General features: G+C 31.1%; 18 protein-coding genes and 1 riboswitch. Of the genes, 15 read left to right on the top strand and 3 right to left on the bottom strand.

All coding sequences use genetic code 11. The annotated features are described in order from the left end of the window. Positions 1–325 precede the first annotated feature (325 nt). The 10 genes from KPL37_RS17025 to KPL37_RS16980 all read left to right on the top strand — a co-directional run bounded on the left by KPL37_RS17025 (position 326) and on the right by KPL37_RS16980 (position 11,555). A complete protein-coding gene (locus KPL37_RS17025) occupies positions 326–1,477 on the top strand; it encodes a glucose-1-phosphate adenylyltransferase (RefSeq protein ID WP_216151224.1) in 1,152 nt (383 codons plus the stop codon). 33 nt (positions 1,478–1,510) lie between these two features. After that, positions 1,511–2,614: a glucose-1-phosphate adenylyltransferase subunit GlgD gene (gene glgD / locus KPL37_RS17020; RefSeq protein WP_246578348.1), complete on the top strand. Its 1,104-nt coding sequence runs from the start codon at positions 1,511–1,513 to the stop codon at positions 2,612–2,614. A gap of 77 nt (positions 2,615–2,691) precedes the next feature. Continuing rightward, positions 2,692–2,793, top strand: a riboswitch (purine riboswitch). 142 nt (positions 2,794–2,935) lie between these two features. Next, positions 2,936–3,508, top strand: coding sequence for a xanthine phosphoribosyltransferase (locus tag KPL37_RS17015; RefSeq protein WP_216151222.1), 573 nt, complete (start codon positions 2,936–2,938; stop codon positions 3,506–3,508). A 57-nt stretch (positions 3,509–3,565) separates the two neighbouring features. Next, positions 3,566–4,669 (top strand): BMP family ABC transporter substrate-binding protein, encoded by a 1,104-nt coding sequence (locus KPL37_RS17010; RefSeq protein WP_216151221.1) that lies wholly within the window; start codon positions 3,566–3,568, stop codon positions 4,667–4,669. 114 nt (positions 4,670–4,783) lie between these two features. After that, positions 4,784–6,304: an ABC transporter ATP-binding protein gene (locus tag KPL37_RS17005; RefSeq protein ID WP_216151220.1), complete on the top strand. Its 1,521-nt coding sequence runs from the start codon at positions 4,784–4,786 to the stop codon at positions 6,302–6,304. After that, positions 6,305–7,384 carry an ABC transporter permease gene (locus KPL37_RS17000; RefSeq protein WP_216151219.1) on the top strand — a complete coding sequence of 360 codons (1,080 nt, stop codon included), beginning with the start codon at positions 6,305–6,307 and terminating at the stop codon, positions 7,382–7,384. Further along, a complete protein-coding gene (locus tag KPL37_RS16995; protein WP_216151218.1) occupies positions 7,377–8,315 on the top strand; it encodes an ABC transporter permease in 939 nt (312 codons plus the stop codon). Before KPL37_RS17000 ends, KPL37_RS16995 begins: the two co-directional genes overlap by 8 nt. Before the next feature lie 198 nt (positions 8,316–8,513). Further along, entirely contained in the window at positions 8,514–9,530 is a 1,017-nt protein-coding gene (gene cbiG, locus KPL37_RS16990) for a cobalt-precorrin 5A hydrolase (RefSeq protein ID WP_246578347.1), read from the top strand. A gap of 158 nt (positions 9,531–9,688) precedes the next feature. Beyond that, positions 9,689–10,894: a 30S ribosomal protein S1 gene (rpsA, locus tag KPL37_RS16985; RefSeq protein WP_246578346.1), complete on the top strand. Its 1,206-nt coding sequence runs from the start codon at positions 9,689–9,691 to the stop codon at positions 10,892–10,894. A gap of 247 nt (positions 10,895–11,141) precedes the next feature. Further along, the gene (locus KPL37_RS16980) at positions 11,142–11,555 is read left to right on the top strand and encodes an HNH endonuclease (protein ID WP_216151217.1); all 414 of its coding nucleotides are present in this window, start codon (positions 11,142–11,144) and stop codon (positions 11,553–11,555) included. Positions 11,556–11,634: 79 nt separating this feature from the next. Here the strand turns inward: KPL37_RS16980 and KPL37_RS16975 are convergent, their stop codons facing one another. The 3 genes from KPL37_RS16975 to KPL37_RS16965 form a co-directional block, all read right to left on the bottom strand. Beyond that, positions 11,635–12,414 (bottom strand): nitroreductase family protein, encoded by a 780-nt coding sequence (locus tag KPL37_RS16975; protein WP_216151216.1) that lies wholly within the window; start codon positions 12,412–12,414, stop codon positions 11,635–11,637. 64 nt (positions 12,415–12,478) lie between these two features. Continuing rightward, a complete protein-coding gene (locus KPL37_RS16970) occupies positions 12,479–13,276 on the bottom strand; it encodes a metal ABC transporter permease (protein WP_216151215.1) in 798 nt (265 codons plus the stop codon). A gap of 9 nt (positions 13,277–13,285) precedes the next feature. Then, a complete protein-coding gene (locus KPL37_RS16965; protein ID WP_216151214.1) occupies positions 13,286–13,945 on the bottom strand; it encodes a metal ABC transporter ATP-binding protein in 660 nt (219 codons plus the stop codon). A gap of 291 nt (positions 13,946–14,236) precedes the next feature. On the opposite strand from KPL37_RS16965, the gene KPL37_RS16960 reads away from it, so the two are divergent. From KPL37_RS16960 to cobS, 5 genes are all read left to right on the top strand, one after another. Further along, positions 14,237–14,497, top strand: a complete 261-nt coding sequence (locus tag KPL37_RS16960) for a DUF3892 domain-containing protein (RefSeq protein ID WP_216151213.1) — start codon at positions 14,237–14,239, stop codon at positions 14,495–14,497. A gap of 324 nt (positions 14,498–14,821) precedes the next feature. Further along, positions 14,822–15,910, top strand: a complete 1,089-nt coding sequence (gene cobT / locus KPL37_RS16955) for a nicotinate-nucleotide--dimethylbenzimidazole phosphoribosyltransferase (RefSeq protein WP_216151212.1) — start codon at positions 14,822–14,824, stop codon at positions 15,908–15,910. A gap of 23 nt (positions 15,911–15,933) precedes the next feature. Beyond that, complete coding sequence (locus tag KPL37_RS16950; protein ID WP_216151211.1) at positions 15,934–16,521, top strand: histidine phosphatase family protein; 588 nt, start codon at positions 15,934–15,936, stop codon at positions 16,519–16,521. 13 nt (positions 16,522–16,534) lie between these two features. After that, the gene (gene cobU / locus KPL37_RS16945) at positions 16,535–17,083 is read left to right on the top strand and encodes a bifunctional adenosylcobinamide kinase/adenosylcobinamide-phosphate guanylyltransferase (RefSeq protein ID WP_216151210.1); all 549 of its coding nucleotides are present in this window, start codon (positions 16,535–16,537) and stop codon (positions 17,081–17,083) included. Positions 17,084–17,141: 58 nt separating this feature from the next. Continuing rightward, positions 17,142–17,897 carry an adenosylcobinamide-GDP ribazoletransferase gene (gene cobS, locus KPL37_RS16940; protein WP_216151209.1) on the top strand — a complete coding sequence of 252 codons (756 nt, stop codon included), beginning with the start codon at positions 17,142–17,144 and terminating at the stop codon, positions 17,895–17,897. Positions 17,898–18,069 lie beyond the last annotated feature (172 nt).

Raw genomic sequence — 18,069 nt, 5'->3', positions numbered from 1 at the left:
ACAATTATACCAAATAGAGGGGGTCATTGTTTTTTGTGCTAAAAACAGCTACAATCCTTGCAATAGCAGGGTTTTAAATAAATAAAACAAAGATAGTGTTAACACTATCTTTACAACCAAGGAGATTATTTAATGAAAATACTATACTAGATAATTATCTAGTATAGTATTTTATTTTATAATCTATCTTGACAAATTGTATTTATTAATCTATTATTTTGATAAAATGAAATAAAATTTGACAATTTTTTTATAAAAAGTTATTTTGATTTAATATGTTTTTTATGACATCCAATTAAAAAAATGTGGAAAGGAGAAAACTATTATGAAAAAAGAAATGATAGCAATGATACTGGCAGGGGGTCAAGGATCAAGATTAAAACAATTAACTAAAATGATAGCAAAGCCTGCAGTCCCATTTGGAGGAAAGTATAGAATTATAGACTTTTCTTTAAGTAATTGTTCTAATTCAGGTATAGACACAGTAGGGGTTCTTACTCAATATCAACCTTTGGCTTTAAATGCACATATAGGTATAGGTTCTCCATGGGATTTAGACAGGAGAAATGGTGGAGTAAGTCTCCTTCCCCCTTATCAAAGTGAAAATGGTGGAAATTGGTACAATGGTACAGCAGATGCTATATTTCAAAATATAAATTATATTGATGATTTTGATCCGGAATATGTCCTTATTTTATCAGGAGACCATATTTATAAAATGAACTATGAAAAAATGTTAGATTATCATAAAGAAAAAGACAGCGACGTTACTATTGCAGTAATAGAGGTGACAGATGATGAGTGTAGCAGGTTTGGAATAATGAATACAAAGAAAGATTACAGAATATTTGAATTTGAAGAAAAACCTGAAAATCCTAAAAGTAATTTGGCTTCTATGGGAGTTTATATTTTTAACTGGTCTGTTCTTAAAAAACTTTTAAAAGAGGATAATCTTGATAAAAAGTCTAGCAATGATTTTGGAAAAAATATAATACCAAAAATGCTTCAGGATGATCAAAAGTTATACGCATTCCCATTCAAAGGATATTGGAGAGATGTTGGTACTATTGAAAGTTTTTGGTCCGCTAATATGGATTTGATATCTGACAGTAATGAACTTGATATACATGATGATAATTGGAAAATATATACTGTTAACCCCATGTTGCCACCGCACTATATTGGGCCAAAAGCAAAGATTAACAATGTTTTGCTAAATGAGGGTTGTACAGTATTCGGAGAAATAAATAATTGTGTACTTTTTCAAGGAGTACATGTAGGAAAAAACACTAAAATCACCAATTCAGTTATTCTCCCAAATACTAAAATTGGGAAAAACGTGGTTATAGATAAAGCTATTATAGGAAGCAATGCTACAATAAGACGTGATTCATGTATTGGAAATGGAAATGATATTATTGTAATAGAAGAAGGGGCTGAAATTAAAGCTAATTCAAAGATATTAACTAAAATATAAACTAAACTAGGTGATGAAATGCTCAAAAATTACATGGGAATACTAATGCTAAATGAGAGAGAAGATAATATAAAAAGTCTTACAAAAGCAAGACCAATAGCAGCTATACCTGTAGGGGGAAGATACAGAATTATTGATTTTGTGCTTTCGAATATGGTCAATTCCGGTATTCATAATATAGGTATTTTTACGAATACAAAATCTAGGTCACTAGTTGAACATCTAGGGTCAGGGAAACCTTGGGATTTAGATAGAAAAATAAATGGACTATATGTATTCGATCTTACATCAGAAAGATCAGAGTTAAGAGATATAGATGTATTAAATGATAATATGGAATATATTTATAAATCAAAACAAGAATATGTAATAATATCCTCTTCAAACATGTTATGTAATATGGACTATAAGGAAGCGGCAACTTATCATGAAGAGTCTGGTAGTGACATAACCATAATATATAAAAAAACAAATAGTGGGAAGAAGGATTATTTAAGTTGCAGTACATTATATATTAATGAAGAAAATAAAATTTTAAGTGTTGGGAAAAACATAGGGGCATCAGATAAAATAAATATATCAATGGAAATGTTTATAATGAAAAAGAGCACTCTTGTAGATATTGTAAAAAAGGGTATGGAAATAGGATATCATAATTCAATAAAATCGATTATCTATGAACATGTTTTGAAATTCAACGTAAATGCATTTGAGTTTAAAGGATATATTAAGTGTATAGATTCTTTGAGAAATTATTATAATGCTAGTATGGATATGTTAAACGCTGAGGTAAATAAGGAATTATTTTTTAACAATGGGTTAATTTATACAAAAAGTAAATATGAGGCACCTACTAAATATTTTAATGGAGCAAAAGTTAATAATGCTTTAATTTCAAATGGATGTATTCTGAAGGGGAAAATAGAAAACAGCATAATTTCAAGAAGAGTGACCGTGCATGAGGAAGCAGAAATTAATAATTGTATAATTTTTGAAAATTGTGAAATAAAAAAGGGGTGCAAGTTAACTAATGTAATTGTTGATAGAAATATAATTATGCATGAGAATACAGTACTTGAGGGTTCAGATGACTTTCCTGTAGTTATAGAGAAAAAAGTTGAACCATATGAATTTTAAAAATAGATATTGATTTAATAAAATAAATGTTGTAATATTGTAATAACAAGTATAAACACGAACGATGAAATGAAAAAGAAAAATTATATTCGCAAACTCATATAAGCTTAGAAATATGGTCTAAGCGTTTCTACCAAGTAACCTTAAAAGACTTGACTATGGGTGTTTTGATAAATAAAGTAATAATAATTTTAGTATGAATTATTTTTATTGAACATTTTATTATAAACCCCTTAGTTAACGTATTAACTCGTTATCTAGGGGGTTATTATTTTACATAATATAAAACGATAAAAAATTTATTAACGAAGGAGAAAATGTATGGAAGCGTTAAAGAATAAGATATTAAGTGAGGGAAACGTTGTAGGCAATGAGATTTTAAAGGTTGATAGTTTCCTCAATCATCAAATTGATATAAACCTTTTAAAGGAAATAGGACAAGAATTTAAAGAAAGATTTGCAGAGGATGAAATTACAAAAATATTAACAGTTGAAGCATCAGGTATAGGAATAGCATGTATTGTGGCACAATACTTTAATAACGTTCCTGTAGTGTTTGCAAAAAAACATGATTCCACAACAATGGATAATAATGCATATGAGGCTGATGTGTTTTCTTTTACCAAAAATAAGAATTATAAAGTGAGAACTAGTAAAAAATATGTAAACAAAGAAGACAAAATTCTAATAATTGATGACTTTTTAGCAAATGGAAATGCGGCTCTTGGTCTTATAAAAATTGTACGTCAAGCGGAGGCTAGCATTGTTGGAGTGGGAATTGTAATAGAAAAAGCATTCCAAAATGGCAGGAAACACATAGAAGACGAGGGCGTTAAAGTAGAGTCGCTCGCAATAATAAAATCTTTAAAAGATAACAAGGTAGTTTTTAAATAATAAAAAGTTTTTAAATAACAATTATTTTAAACTAAAGAATTATAGGGGGCATTAATAATGAAGAAAAAACTAGGAAGTTTATTACTAGCGTTTACGTTACTTACATCTTTAGCACTTGTAGGATGTGGTAGTTCAAAAACTAATACAAAAACTACCAAAGAAAAAGAAGTGAAAGTAGGATTTATATATGTAGGACCTGTAGGCGATGGAGGTTATACTTATTCTCATGATATGGGAAGAAAAGGTCTTGAAAAACAGTTAGGTGTAAAGACCATATTCAAGGAATCAGTAAAAGAGAATTTAGCAGATGTAGAGCAAACATGTGAGGAAATGATTAATCAAGGAGCTAATGTTATTGTAGGAACAAGTTTCGGATTTATGGATGGAATGGCAGCATCAGCTAAAAAACATCCAGGCGTTAAGTATCTTCATGCATCAGGTTACACAACAGCTACAAATATGTCTACATTCTTTGGTCGTATATATCAAGCAAGATATCTTTCGGGTATAGTTGCTGGAATGAAGACTAAAACTAATAAAATAGGATATGTAGCTGCATATTCAATACCAGAAGTAGTAAGAGGAATTAATGCATTTACTTTAGGGGTACAATCAGTTAATCCAAAAGCTGTAATAAAAGTAAAATGGACTAATACTTGGTATGATCCAGCTAAAGAAAAAGAAGCAGGAAAAGCACTAATTGCAGAAGGCGTTGACGTTATAACGCAACATCAAGATACTGCAGGCCCACTTCAAGCAGCAGAAGAAGCAGGAATATTTGCTATTGGATATAATACAGACATGAGTACTAAAGTTCCAAAATCATATATGACAGCGCCAGTTTGGAATTGGACGCCTTATTATGTTGAACAAGTAAAAGCTATTCAAGCTGGGACTTGGAAATCAGGAAGTTATTGGGAAGGTCTAGAATCTGGAGTAGTTAGTCTTGCACCACTTACAAAAAATGCACCAGTAGGAGCAGCAGTAGCTGTAGAAAAGGCGAAAGCTGATATTCTATCAGGAAAAAACAAAATATTTGTTGGACCAATAACAGATCAAAGTGGAGCCGTTAAGGTCCCTAAAGGTAAAGTTATGACGGATAAAGAGCTATTATCATTTAATTGGTTTGTTAAAGGTGTAGAAGGAAAAATAGTAAAATAAGAATAATATAAAATTTACTTTTAAAGCTCCTTCTGAAGTCGTTAATGCAGCTCCACAGGAGATGATTTGTGAGGAATATGCTCCAACAAATACGCTAGAAAGTAGGAGGTAAATATGGACAAAATCCCTTATGTATCTATAGAAAATATTAGTAAAACCTTCGGGAAAGTAATAGCTAATAATAATATGAATTTAACTTTGCATGGCGGAGAAATCCATGCACTACTAGGTGAAAATGGGGCAGGTAAAAGTACCCTTATGAACATGTTATCAGGAGTTTATACACCTGATAGCGGTTCTATTTTTATTCATGGAAAGAATACTAACTTTAATAGTCCTAAAGACGCAATTAAAGCTGGTGTAGGAATGATTTATCAACATTTTAAATTAGTTGAGGAAATGACAGCTAAGCAAAATATATTACTTGGTCAAACACGTGGGCTGTTTTTTAATAATAAGGTGGAACTTAAAAAGATTAATGATATATGTGAAAAGTTTCATTTGGAAATGGATTTAAACAAATATGTTTCGCAGATGCCAGTAGGTGAGAGGCAAAATCTTGAAATACTAAAAGTGCTTTACAGGGGTGCTGATATTTTAGTATTAGATGAACCTACTACTGTGTTTACGCAAAGTGAGACTGAAAAATTATTTAAAATAATGAGAAGTATGAAAGAAAAAGGCAAAGCAATTATATTCATAAGTCATAAAATGAATGAAGTAATGGAGATTTGTGACAAGATTACGGTATTAAGAAAAGGTGAGGCTATAAAAACACTTAAGAAAGAAGATACGAGTCCTAAAGAATTGACAGAACTAATGATGGGACGCAAAGCAGATTTATCTATAAAAAAGGTAGATAAAGAGGTTGGCGCGGTAATGCTTGAGGTATCTGATTTAATAGTTGTAAATGCTGAAAAAGCAGAGATTGTTAAAAATATTAGTTTCAGCCTTAGAAAAGGAGAAATTCTCGGTATTGCTGGAATTGCGGGTAGTGGACAAAGAGAATTATGTGAAGCTATTGCAGGTATTGAAAAGATATCAAGTGGAAGTATAGTACTCGAGGGAGAAGACCTTGTAGGGAAATCTCCAAGAGATATTATTAATAAAGGTATAAGTATGAGTTTTATACCAGAAGATAGATTAGGAATGGGACTTGTTGCATCTATGGGTATGGTTGATAATCTTTTACTTAAGGATTATCACAATCAAAAAGGAATATTTATAGATAGAAAGCCAGTAATTGAAAAAGCAAAAGAAATGGTGAAAAAATTTGAAATTAAAACGCCAGATATTTATCATCCTATAAAATATTTGTCAGGTGGTAATATTCAAAAGATATTAGTTGGAAGAGAGTTAAGCATGCATCCTAAAATACTTATTATGGCATATGCCGTTCGTGGGCTTGATATCAATACATGTTATACGATATACGATTTGATAAGTGAGGAAAAGAAAAAAGGGACTGCAGTTTTATTCATAGGAGAGGACCTCGACGTATTAATTCAATTATGTGATAGGATTATGGTAATTTGTGATGGTAAAATTACTGGAATTGTGGATGCAAAAGAGTCTTCAAGAGAAAAGATCGGTATGATGATGGTTGGAAATACTGACGATATGGAGGCGATATAGATGATTCAGATTGTTAAAAGGTCTAAAATCAGCAAGACAGATAATTTTAAAATTAGGTGTATTGCGATACTTTTATCATTAGTAGTACTCGCTATGTTTTTGATAATCATTAAACTTAATCCAATAGATGTATATGCAGCGATCGTTCAGGGAAGTTTTGGTTCAACTTATAGCATAAAGCAAACACTAATTAAGGCTATACCACTTATTATAAGTTCTCTTGGAATAGCTGTAGCATTTAGAATGCAATTTTGGAATATTGGAGGAGAAGGACAAATACTTATGGGAGCATTTGCTGCTACTTATTTTGCTCTGAATTTTTCTGATATGCCTAAGTTTCAACTGCTTTTAATAATGTTTTGCGCAGGAATACTCGGTGGGGGATTATGGGCCTTAATTGCTGCGCTTCTTAAAGGAAAATGGAATACTAATGAGACTATAGTAACTTTAATGTTAAATTATGTTGCAATAAAATTTGTAACTTATCTTCAATATGGACCTTGGAGGGATAAGAATGCAATGGGTTTTCCCAAAATCCCTACTTTCTCTGAAAATGCAACACTTCCAGATGTTTTTGGTATAAATGCAGGATGGATAATAGCAATTATACTAGCCATTTTAGTGTATATTTTTATTAAATATACTAAGAAAGGTTATGAAATTTCGGTTCTTGGAGAAAGTGAAAAAACAGCTATATATGCAGGTATAAAAATTAGAAAAACTATGTTTATAGCAATATTTTTAAGTGGTGCCTTATGTGGAATTGCAGGTGTAATTCAAGTATCAGCTGTTAGTGGAACACTGTCTGCAGATGTTTCAGGTGGAGTAGGATTTACAGCTATAATAATAGCTTGGCTATCAGCACTTTCTGCACCTATTATAGTAATAGTATCTATATTGTTTGCAGCGCTTGTTCAAGGTGCATCATTTATTCAAACAGCTTTTGGAATACCAGAAGCTGCCGCGCAATTAATACAAGCAATTATTTTATTCTTTGTATTAGGTAGTGAATTCTTTACTAAGTATAAAATATATTTTAAATCTCAAGAAAAATTAAAGGGGGTAAATAGAAATGAATAGTATAACAACATTTTTATCTGCTGCAGTTGTAGCTGGGACGCCTTTACTTTTCGCAACCCTTGGAGAATTATTAACTGAAAAAGTAGGTAACCTTAATTTAGGGGTAGAAGGTATGATGCTTATGGGGTCTGTTATTGGATTTATGGCTGGGCTAAGCACAGGTAATCCAATTATAGCAATGATTGCTGCAGCAATTGCGGGTGGTTTCGGAGCACTTATATACGCTTTTTTAACCATATCTCTTAGGGCGAATCAAGTTGTATGTGGCCTTACCCTAACGATATTTGGAACAGGTTTCTCAAGTATGGTAGGTAAAAGTTTAATAGGTCAAGTAACACCAAATGCAATTAAAAATTTCTTTGTAATTAGAAAAATCCCAATACTCGGAGATATACCTTTTATAGGGGATATATTTTTTAACCATGATGTATTTGTATATTTTGGATATATTATGACTATCCTTTTATTCGTATATTTATATAAAACGACTAAGGGACTAAACACAATGGCAGTTGGTGAAAATCCAGCAGCAGCAGATGCAGCTAGTATAAATGTTACTGCTTATAAATATGCTAATACATTAATCGGTGGAGCTCTTTGCGGTTTAGGTGGAGCATACTTATCCCTTGTTTATGTACCAGCTTGGCAGGAAAATGTAACAGCAGGTAGAGGATGGATAGCGGTGGCACTTGTAATTTTTGCAACATGGAAACCTCAAAAAGCAATAATTGGAGCATATCTTTTCGGGGGACTTGATATATTAGGATTTAGACTTCAGGGGTTACCGGGTTTTGAGATATCACAATATCTTATTGATTTGTTACCTTATGTAGTTACAATAATTATCTTAGTGATAGTATCCATGAAGAAATCTAGTAAAAATTCACCACCTGCTGGACTCTCGGTTCCTTATTTTAGAGAGGAAAGGTGATCCCCATTTAAGGGGGTCTTTAAGGTTGGACAAGCAACGCAAGTTGGGGACGGTTAACAACTAATTAATGTTTAGGTAATTAAAAGTTGAGGGACGGTTAACAACTAATTGATGTTTAGATGTTAACCGTCCTCGCTTGTTTTCTTGATTTATTCATTTATTTTAGCAATTGTTTTGTAATTTGTGCGTAAATATAGTATGATGTATAATAGGAATGGTGACAAAATGAAATATGCAGTTGTTACGTTTACCCAAAAGGGAGATCGAATAGCGGAAATTCTAGCAACAAGTCTTAATATTGATTTATATTCAAAGAAAAAACATAGCAATTTTGATTTTGCTTTAGTTAGTAAAAAAATAATGGAGAACTATAGAGGTATAATATTTATAAGTTCTACAGGTATTGCAGTTAGATCAATAGCACCATACATAAAAAGTAAGGATCTGGACCCGGCAGTATTAGTTATAGATAATTCTTGTAATTATGTTATAAGTCTTTTAAGTGGTCATTTAGGAGGCGCAAACGAACTTGCACTTGAGGTTAGTAAACTTTTAGATGCAAAGCCTATAATAACTACAGCAACAGATAATTTAGGCATTTATGCCCCAGATTTGATAGCAAAAGATTATGGACTTATTATTGACGATTTGAAAAAAGCGAAAGATATATCTGCGCTTTTAGTAGAAGGGAAAAAAGTTGGATTTCTAGATGAAAAACGAATAATACAAACACCTACCGGATATAGTAGTAGTTTAGAAAATATTTCTGGAGTAGTGTATATTTCTAGTAATGATAGTATTAATGATAAGTTAGAGGCACATAATGTACCAATTCTTAAATTAATAAGAAAAAATATCGTACTTGGAATAGGATGTAGAAAAAACTTTTCGCAGGATAAAATGAAACAGACAATAATAAAGATGCTTAAGCAGTACAATATAGATATTAGAGCTATAAACTCTATAGCAACAGTTAATGTTAAAAAAGATGAACTAGCAATTAAGTCATTAGTAGATTATTTTAAGTGTCAGTTTAAAATATTTACAATTGATGACATAAAGAAAGTACAACATAAATTCTCCGGTAGTGATTTTGTGGAGAAAACTATTGGAGCTCGCGCTGTTTGCGAGCCTTGCGTGGAACTTAGTGGGGCACATATTATTATAAATAAAATGAAATTAGACGGTATGACATTATGTATAGGTGAAGTGTGATATAATAGAGAAGGTGTTTTTAAAAAACACTGTTTAATTAAGTCGATTTTTAAAATAAGAAAGATTTCAATAAATATTTATAGAATATATAATAGTAGACTATAAATAATTTAAGAATAGATTAAACAACAATTATGAAATTAGAGGAGTGTATTTATATGACAACAGATAATAAAGACGAAATTCAAGATATTACACCAGAAATTAAGGAAGAAGTTACAATGAAAGATGCTATGGATAATACTGCAGAAGCTATGGTTATTAATAGTGGAGACGTTGTACTTGGAACTGTACTTTCTGTAAGTGAAGAAGAAGTTCTAGTAAACATTGGTTATATGACTGATGGTGTTATAACAAAAGAAGAAATATCAAATGATAAAGAATTAAACCCAACAGATGTTGTAAAAGTTGGAGATAAAATCTCTGTATATATAATTAAAGTTAATAACGGAGAAGGAAATGTGCTTTTATCTAAGAAAAGAGCAGATGGTCTTAAAATTTGGGATGAATTCCAAGAAATATTAGATGCAAACAAAACTTTAGAAGTAACAGTTAGTGACATAGTAAAAGGTGGAGCTACAGCTTATATAGAGGGAGTTAGAGCATTTATACCAGCATCACAAATGTCAGATGCATATATAGAAAACTTAGCAGACTTTAAAGGTAAAACTTTAGTAGTTAAAATAATAGAGCTTGATAAAGAAAATAAGAATATTGTTTTATCTAGAAGAGTAATAGAAAAAGAAGAAAATGCAGTTAAAAGAGATCAAATTTGGAATGAACTTAAAAAAGGTGAGAAGAGAAAAGGTACTGTAACAAGACTTGCTAAATTCGGTGCATTTGTAGATTTAGGTGGCATTGATGGTCTTATTCACGTTTCTCAATTATCATGGAAAAGAGTTGCAGAACCATCAGAAGTAGTATCTGTTGGACAAGAAGTAGAAGTTACAGTTTTAGATTTTGATAAAGAAAAAGGTAGAATATCTCTAGGACTTAAGAGTGAACAAGGAAACCCATGGAACAACATAACAAGCAACTACAAGTCAGGTGCTATAGTTGAAGGAACTGTTGTTAAATTAATGGATTTCGGTGCTTTTGTACAACTTGAATCAGGAGTTGAAGGACTAGTTCATTTATCAGAAATATCAGAAGAACGTATTGCAAAGGTTTCTGACGTATTAAAAGTTGGAGAAGTTGTAAAAGTTAAAATCGGAGAAATAAACGAAAAAGATAGAAGAATAAGCCTAAGCATTAAAGAGGCAGCAAGAGGAAATGAAGATTATTCAGATTATAAGCAAGAAGAAGAAAGTGGATTAACTCTAGGAGATATATTAGGAGACAAACTTAAAAACTATAAATTCTAGTAAAAGTTTCTTATCTTAAAAATATAAATTTTAGTGAATATTATGAGGCAAAACAACTAATAATTGTTTTGTCTTTTAGTATCTAAAGACATTTTAGAAGGAAAGTCTCCCGTTTCTATAAGTGAGAGCAACTACCCTATCAAAAATAAAACTTCAGTGTGTTTCTAAATATCCTTTTGGAGTCGCTAATGCAGCTCTGCAGGAGATGATTGCAGCTCTACAAGAGATGATTTAAGGGGTGAGTATATTGTTAAAGTGTGAAGTCTGTGGAAAACCAGCGGATAAACATCATATAGTTTATAAAAGCCAAGGTGGCATTGAATTCCCACTTAACTTTAGATACCTTTGTACATTGCATCATAGGGGAGAAAACGGTCCGCACAAGAATAGGCGATTAGATTTAGAATATAAACTTGATATGCAGAGAAAACTTGAAAATACTTTAATAAAAGAGAATTATTCAATTGAAGAATTAGAATTCTTGCTTAAAATAAACAAGGGAATGATAAAAAGACTCTTTACGGAGTATAAATTAAATGGTAAAGGCCTTAGAAAAGCTGATATTATGGCTAATCAAAATGATATAGGATATAGAAAAGATGATATTATTTTTAGGCTAATGGGGCGTAAAAAATATGATGAGAAGATGCGTTTAGAATAAAAGGTTTAAAATAATTATATAATTATATAATTATTAAAAAAAACTATGAATAGCATAAATTGCTCTCATAGTTTTTGTTTTAGTTTTTATTTAAGATAGCGCTTATAATATACTCAGAATTTCCCATATCTTTATGGGAAGCTTTTTTTAATTCAATTTTGTAGCCAAGTTCAATTGCTGAATTATATAAATGGCTAAGACCTATACCAATATCAATGTGATTTGTGTCTTTAAGAATTTTTTTAGTTAAAATATTTTTGTTTTCTAGAAATAGGTCAAATTTATTATTATTAATTGCCAATTTCCAAGGCTGAGAGTTAATTGCTGAAGGAGCATCAATAATTGATTGTACTATAGTTTCATATTGAGTATCTAAAGCACCAGTAATTATTTTGCTTTTATCAAATCTTTTCCTAGTTGTAACTGGCTTTAATGGTTCAAGTGGATATCCAAAAGCAATTAAAATTATATAATTTTGGTTTTCTTTAACGGTGAATATTGTTTTAAATAAGTCTTGTTTAATTGCACTACCTAACCAACAAGTTCCAATTCCAAGCTCTGTAAGCATAAGAACTATTTCCTCACCAATGAAGCCTATGTTCTCTAAATGGCCTTCCTGAATTTCAGAAGTAAAAGCCAAGTAATGAGGGGCTTTTACTTTGGTATATTTAGAAATAAGCCCTTTAAATGTATCTGTAATTTTACTACCATCTTCAATTAGTAATACTTCCATTGGTATATTGTTAAATAAATGCTTAGCCCCATTTATAATAGTTTTAATATTTTGTAAATGTTCAGGGGATACATCAACATCTTTATATTTTCTTATGGACTTTCTTAGTTTTATGGCTTGCATCATAATAAATTCCTCCAATATAAATCCAATTTATGTTATTGTAATATTATAGCATTTAAAGTTATATCTAAGCCTTTGATAATATTTTTTTGCTACTGATTATAATTATTAAAACAAAAACAGAAGTTAAAGCAATACTTCCACCAGGGGCACAATTTACATAGTAAGATATAAAAAGCCCTAAAATTATGTCAATAAAGCCGAACATTATAGAGTAAATTAGAGTTTTCTTAAAACCTTTGTTTAACTGTAATGCCGTTGCTACCGGTAGGGCTATCATAGATGACATAACAAGTATTCCAAGTATTCTTAGAGATACTGAAATAGTAGCACCCACGAGTAGAGCAAAGATGTAATTAATTACCTTAACTTTTGCACCTGAAATCTTAGCGCCTTCCTCATCGAAAGTAATATATAATAATTGATTATATAATGAAAATATTGTTATTATAGAAATAATACTAAGTACAAGCATTATGTACAAATCATCTTGTGTAACAGTTAATAGGCTTCCGAATAAATAAGAATTAACATTAGCACCTGCTTTACCTGTACTTATTAAGGTTATTGCTATACCTACACTAAAGGTAAGTATAATTGCTAGAATTAATTCTGCATATTTTTTATAATAATCTCTTAAAAATTCAATAGATAAGCCACATAGGGCTGTAAAAGCAAAAGCACCAAGTATAGGATTAAAACCAAAAACCAGGCCAATAGCAACACCAGCTAAGGAAGCATGTGCCATTGTATCTCCCATCATGGAATATCTTTTTAGTACAAGAAAAACACCTACAATTGGGAATAATATAGAAATTAAAACTGAGGCAATTAAAGCGTTTTGCATAAAACCATATTCAAACATAAAGTAAAGTTAGCCCCTTTCCTGGGTTATTTTATATTTATAATCATTGATAGTATAAAGTATTCCACTTCGGTTACTCATTTCGAAAATATCTGTTGAGTTATCTAATGCAGCTTTTAAATTATGTTCTACAGAGACAACTGTAATACCTAGGTTATCATTTAACCCCTTAATAATTCCATATATATCTTCCATACTTTGAATATCTATTCCAGTAGAAGGTTCATCTAAAATCAGTAGTTCAGGGTCTCCGATTAAACTTCTAGCTATAAAAATCTTTTGTTGCTGGCCTCCAGAGAGATTTCCAATAAGATTATGGATATGGTCCTCCATGCCTACAGCTTTAAGACTTTTTGAAATTAGATTTTTATCTTTAAGTTTTAATATTTTCCTATGACAATTTAGCATTTCATAAACGGTTATAGGAAACTGCCCATTAAAATTTTCAACTTTTTGTGCAACGTATGCTATTCTTGATGTATTTATAATAATTTGACCACTAGTAGGTTTTAATAAATTTAATATCAATTTAAGCAAAGTACTTTTAGCACTACCGTTTTCACCTAAAATTGAAATATAACTGCCCTTTTCGATTTTAAGATTGACGTTGTCTAGTATGTATGGCTTTGAATTTGTATATGTAAAACATAAATTATTTATGTTAATCATTGATTTCCTCCTTATTAATTATCACAAAATTAATCATACAATTATGCAATAATTATATGCATAAAATAATAGTAGCAACAAATAGTATACACCTAAATGCGAATAACTTGCAATAACTCTCTCCATATTATTGCCAAATAATTTAAATAATACATATCATAAAATTTATATAATTGGTAAAACTGTATATGAAGATACTTTATTTTTATAGAATAGCAATATTGCTTTAGTATCTATCAATAAAAATGCATTTTGTTATGCATTTAATATAGTAGGAAAGGTAGTGTTATTATGAATAAAAGCGAAGGCTTAACTCATGTAATTAGCAAAGTGGCGAAAGACAATAAAGGAGAAATAACTGCATATGAACTTGAAAATGGAGAAATGATTTCGAAAGAACAAGCTGTCTCACTTGCTAAGCAAGGGAATATAAGTGGAGTTTCTGTCTCAACTTCTAAAAAAGGTGAAGAATTCTTAAGAAGTCTACCTGATCAAAATAAAGCAAACAACTTAGAAAGTTTACCAATTATAGATGATAATGATATATACTAATTAAAAATAATACAAAGAAGGAGCAGGGACATTTAGGTGTGCCTGTTTTTTTAGTTTAAATGAGGAATAAGTGGGGGACGGTTAACAACTAATGAATGTTGTTTGGGTGGTTAAGTGGGGGACGGTTAACAATTAATGAGTGTTGTTTGGGTGGTTAGAGTGGGGGACGGTTAACAACTAATGAATGTTGTTTGGAATGGTTAAAGCGAGGGACGGTTAACAACTAATGAATCTTGTTGATTTTAATTAGTAATTTTCCTTGAAAAAGTTTTTCCTTTGGAATACTATTAGTGTAATAACTTAGATGAGCAGGGGGATAAACAAATGGGACTTCTAAAAGAAACATTACAATGTATAGAACCGCTAAATAAGGAAGCGATGAAAAAGGCTTGGGATAGACTTGATAGTTTATCAAAACCTATAGGAAGTCTTGGTGAATTAGAAAATATTATAGCTAAGATGGCAGGAATTACTGGAAATATACATAATAAAATTAATAAAAAGAATGTTGTAATAATGTGTAGTGATAATGGTGTTGTGGAAGAAGATGTATCTAATTGTCCTAAAAGTGTAACAGCTACAGTCACTAATAATTTCACTAAAAAGATAACAGGCGTATATGTGCTCGCAAAATTTTCTGGAAGTGATATTACTGTAGTAGATGTAGGCATTGATGCTGATTTAAACAATCCTAAAGTTATAAATAAAAAAATAGCATATGGTACTATGAATATGATGAAGGGTCCTGCAATGACTAGGGAGCAGACAATTAAGGCTATAGAGGTTGGAATTAAAACAGTCGATGATTTAGTTCGAGGCGGTTATGATTTATTAGGAACTGGCGAAATGGGGGTAGGGAATACTGCCACAAGCGCAGCAATCTTAAGTGTTTTCTCTGGACTTGAAGTCGAAGAGTCAGTAGGTAAGGGGTCGGGAATAACGGAGGAGCAATTCATCAATAAAAAAAGGGTTATTAAAAAATCTATTGAAGTAAATAATCCAGATAAAAATGATGTTATAGATGTTATCTCAAAAGTTGGTGGATTTGATATTGCAGGATTATGTGGTTGTTTTCTAGCTGCGGCTAAAAATAGGGTGCCTATTGTTATAGATGGGTTTATTGCATCAGCGGCTGCACTTTGTGCTTATAAATTAAATCCACTAGTTATGGGGTATATTTTTGCATCCCACTTATCTGCGGAACAAGGAGCAGCCTTTATAATGAAAGAAATTGGATTAAACCCTATGCTTAATTTGAACATGAGACTTGGAGAAGGTTCAGGTTGTCCTCTAGCGTTTAATATTATTGAAGCAGCTCTGTACACGATGGATAATATGGGAACGTTCGAGGATGCGAAGCTTGATAGCAAAAAGTATATTGATATAAGAGAGAATACCGTAGAAATATCTTAGGTCAGACTGGGGCGTGATAAATTATGAATATATATTTGTTAAGGCATGGGCAAACGCAGGAAAATAGGAAAGGCTCTTATTATGGTAATTTGGATATAAGTCTAAATGAAATAGGTATAGCTCAAGGAAATAAGGCAAAAGATTTCTTTAGTGATATAAAATTAGATAGAGTATATGTTAGTGATAAAATAAGAACTTTGGAAATGGCAAAATTAGCTTTAGGGTTAAAGGAAATGGAAATTATACAAGATAGCAGAATAAATGAGACTAATTTTGGAGACTTTGAAGGTAAAACTTACGAAGAACTTAAGATGCTTTATCCTAAGGAATGTTTATGTTGGACGGATAATTGGAAAGAATTTGTACCTCCTAAGGGTGAGAGTTATATTGAGTTATGCATGCGGGTTAAGAGCTTTATGGATAATGTTAAAAAATTAGATTTTGAGAATATTTTAATATGTGCTCATTCTGGGGTCATAAGAGCTATATATTGTTATATTATGGATGGGAATATAGATTTATTTTGGAAATTTGGGTGTAAAAATGGTGACATAAGCATTATTAAATATGAATATGGTAATTTATATATTGATGCTATTATGCATATATAGGAGGTGAATCTAGATGAGCAAAATAATTTTAGTGACTGGTGGAAGTCGAAGTGGAAAAAGTGGGTTTGCAGAAAAAATCTTCAAAAATACTGATGATGTTTTATATATAGCAACAGCTATAGTTACAGATGATGAAATGGATAATCGAATAAAAAAACATATAGATTCGAGAAATTCAAGATGGACAACCTATGAGGGCTTTTTTGATTTAGATAAGGCTATAGAGAAATATGATATAAACAATATATTGCTTGATTGCGTTACAATTATGACAACTAATTTAATGTTTAAGGAGAAAATAGATTTTGATAATATATCTATGGGAAAAATAGATTTATTATTAGATGAGATAAAAACTCAGTTTGAAAAGTTAATATTAAAGGCTAGGGTATCCGATAAAAATTTAGTTATGGTAACTAATGAAGTAGGTTCTGGGCTTGTACCAGAAAGTAAGCTTAGTAGAGTATTTAGGGATATAGCTGGGTACGTAAATCAATACATAGCAAGCCAAAGTGATGAGGTATATCTAGTTTCTTGTGGGTTACCTTTAAAGTTAAAATGAATATTATTATCTAGGAAAGAGGTGAATCTTGCAATGGTAGTTCGTTGCAAGCAATGAAATGAGAGAATATTTAAATGATTTTTTACTGTTTTTTCAGTTTTTTACGAGAATACCTATAAATAAAAGTTTAAACTGTGAAAAAGAAAACTTCAAGAGAGGATCTATATTTTTCCCTATAGTGGGATTATTTATAGGGGTAGTTCAATGGATAATTTATTATCTGTTAATAAAAGTGCTACCAGTAAACATTACAGCAGTATTTGTAGTTATTATACCAATAATTATTACTGGAGGATTGCATGTTGATGGACTTGGAGATACATGTGATGGTTTCTTTTCATTAAAAGGTGATAAATACAAAATTATAGAAGTTATGAAAGATAGCTCAGTAGGTACTTATGCGACCATCGCCATAGTATTTGACATGTTAGCGCGTTATGCGGCGGTTACAACAATCATACAAAGTGATTTACCCTTTATATTAATTTTGGCCCCAATAATTGCCAGATTTACGGTGGTCTTTATATCGTTTATAGGTAAAAATGCTAAAGAGAAAGGTTCGGGTAACATATTTATTGGTAATATTGATGTGAAAAGACTAGTAATTGCAGGGATAATAACTATTATATTTGGGACGTTGTTAATAGGAACCCTAAAAAGTGTAATATTAATAATCCCAGGATTATTCTTAAGTTTCTTATTTAATAAATTCTGCGAGAGCAAAATAACAGGACTCACAGGTGATAGTTTAGGAGCTAATAATGAATTGGTTGAGATTTTAACAATGATTTTGTTTATAGCGATGAACGCATAAGTGGGGACGGTTAACAATTAATTAGCTTATACTTAAGTGCAAATTTTTTTAGATTTGCACCTTTTTAGTGTGCCCGGCATGGGCGTTTACTCGTCGGTGAAAGTCCGATACGGGGGCCGATAGTGCTAACCGTTAGCTTAAGACAAGGGTGTCCACCGTGAGGTGGAATCTG

Source organism: Clostridium frigoris, assembly GCF_018861865.1.
GTDB lineage: Bacteria > Bacillota > Clostridia > Clostridiales > Clostridiaceae > Clostridium_AD > Clostridium_AD frigoris.
Note: the sequence above shows the minus strand (reverse complement) of the source record. Positions and strands in the feature narration are given on the sequence as shown.

Excerpts from the sequence above, each read along its gene's own strand:
- KPL37_RS17025 (WP_216151224.1), top strand. The coding sequence starts at position 326 with ATGAAAAAAGAAATGATAGCAATGATACTGGCAGGGGGTCAAGGATCA.
- glgD (WP_246578348.1), top strand. The coding sequence starts at position 1,511 with ATGGGAATACTAATGCTAAATGAGAGAGAAGATAATATAAAAAGTCTT.
- KPL37_RS17015 (WP_216151222.1), top strand. The coding sequence starts at position 2,936 with ATGGAAGCGTTAAAGAATAAGATATTAAGTGAGGGAAACGTTGTAGGC.
- KPL37_RS17010 (WP_216151221.1), top strand. The coding sequence starts at position 3,566 with ATGAAGAAAAAACTAGGAAGTTTATTACTAGCGTTTACGTTACTTACA.
- KPL37_RS17005 (WP_216151220.1), top strand. The coding sequence starts at position 4,784 with ATGGACAAAATCCCTTATGTATCTATAGAAAATATTAGTAAAACCTTC.
- KPL37_RS17000 (WP_216151219.1), top strand. The coding sequence starts at position 6,305 with ATGATTCAGATTGTTAAAAGGTCTAAAATCAGCAAGACAGATAATTTT.
- KPL37_RS16995 (WP_216151218.1), top strand. The coding sequence starts at position 7,377 with ATGAATAGTATAACAACATTTTTATCTGCTGCAGTTGTAGCTGGGACG.
- cbiG (WP_246578347.1), top strand. The coding sequence starts at position 8,514 with ATGATGTATAATAGGAATGGTGACAAAATGAAATATGCAGTTGTTACG.
- rpsA (WP_246578346.1), top strand. The coding sequence starts at position 9,689 with ATGACAACAGATAATAAAGACGAAATTCAAGATATTACACCAGAAATT.
- KPL37_RS16975 (WP_216151216.1), bottom strand. The coding sequence starts at position 12,414 with ATGATGCAAGCCATAAAACTAAGAAAGTCCATAAGAAAATATAAAGAT.
- KPL37_RS16970 (WP_216151215.1), bottom strand. The coding sequence starts at position 13,276 with ATGTTTGAATATGGTTTTATGCAAAACGCTTTAATTGCCTCAGTTTTA.
- KPL37_RS16965 (WP_216151214.1), bottom strand. The coding sequence starts at position 13,945 with ATGATTAACATAAATAATTTATGTTTTACATATACAAATTCAAAGCCA.
- KPL37_RS16960 (WP_216151213.1), top strand. The coding sequence starts at position 14,237 with ATGAATAAAAGCGAAGGCTTAACTCATGTAATTAGCAAAGTGGCGAAA.
- cobT (WP_216151212.1), top strand. The coding sequence starts at position 14,822 with ATGGGACTTCTAAAAGAAACATTACAATGTATAGAACCGCTAAATAAG.
- KPL37_RS16950 (WP_216151211.1), top strand. The coding sequence starts at position 15,934 with ATGAATATATATTTGTTAAGGCATGGGCAAACGCAGGAAAATAGGAAA.
- cobU (WP_216151210.1), top strand. The coding sequence starts at position 16,535 with ATGAGCAAAATAATTTTAGTGACTGGTGGAAGTCGAAGTGGAAAAAGT.
- cobS (WP_216151209.1), top strand. The coding sequence starts at position 17,142 with ATGAGAGAATATTTAAATGATTTTTTACTGTTTTTTCAGTTTTTTACG.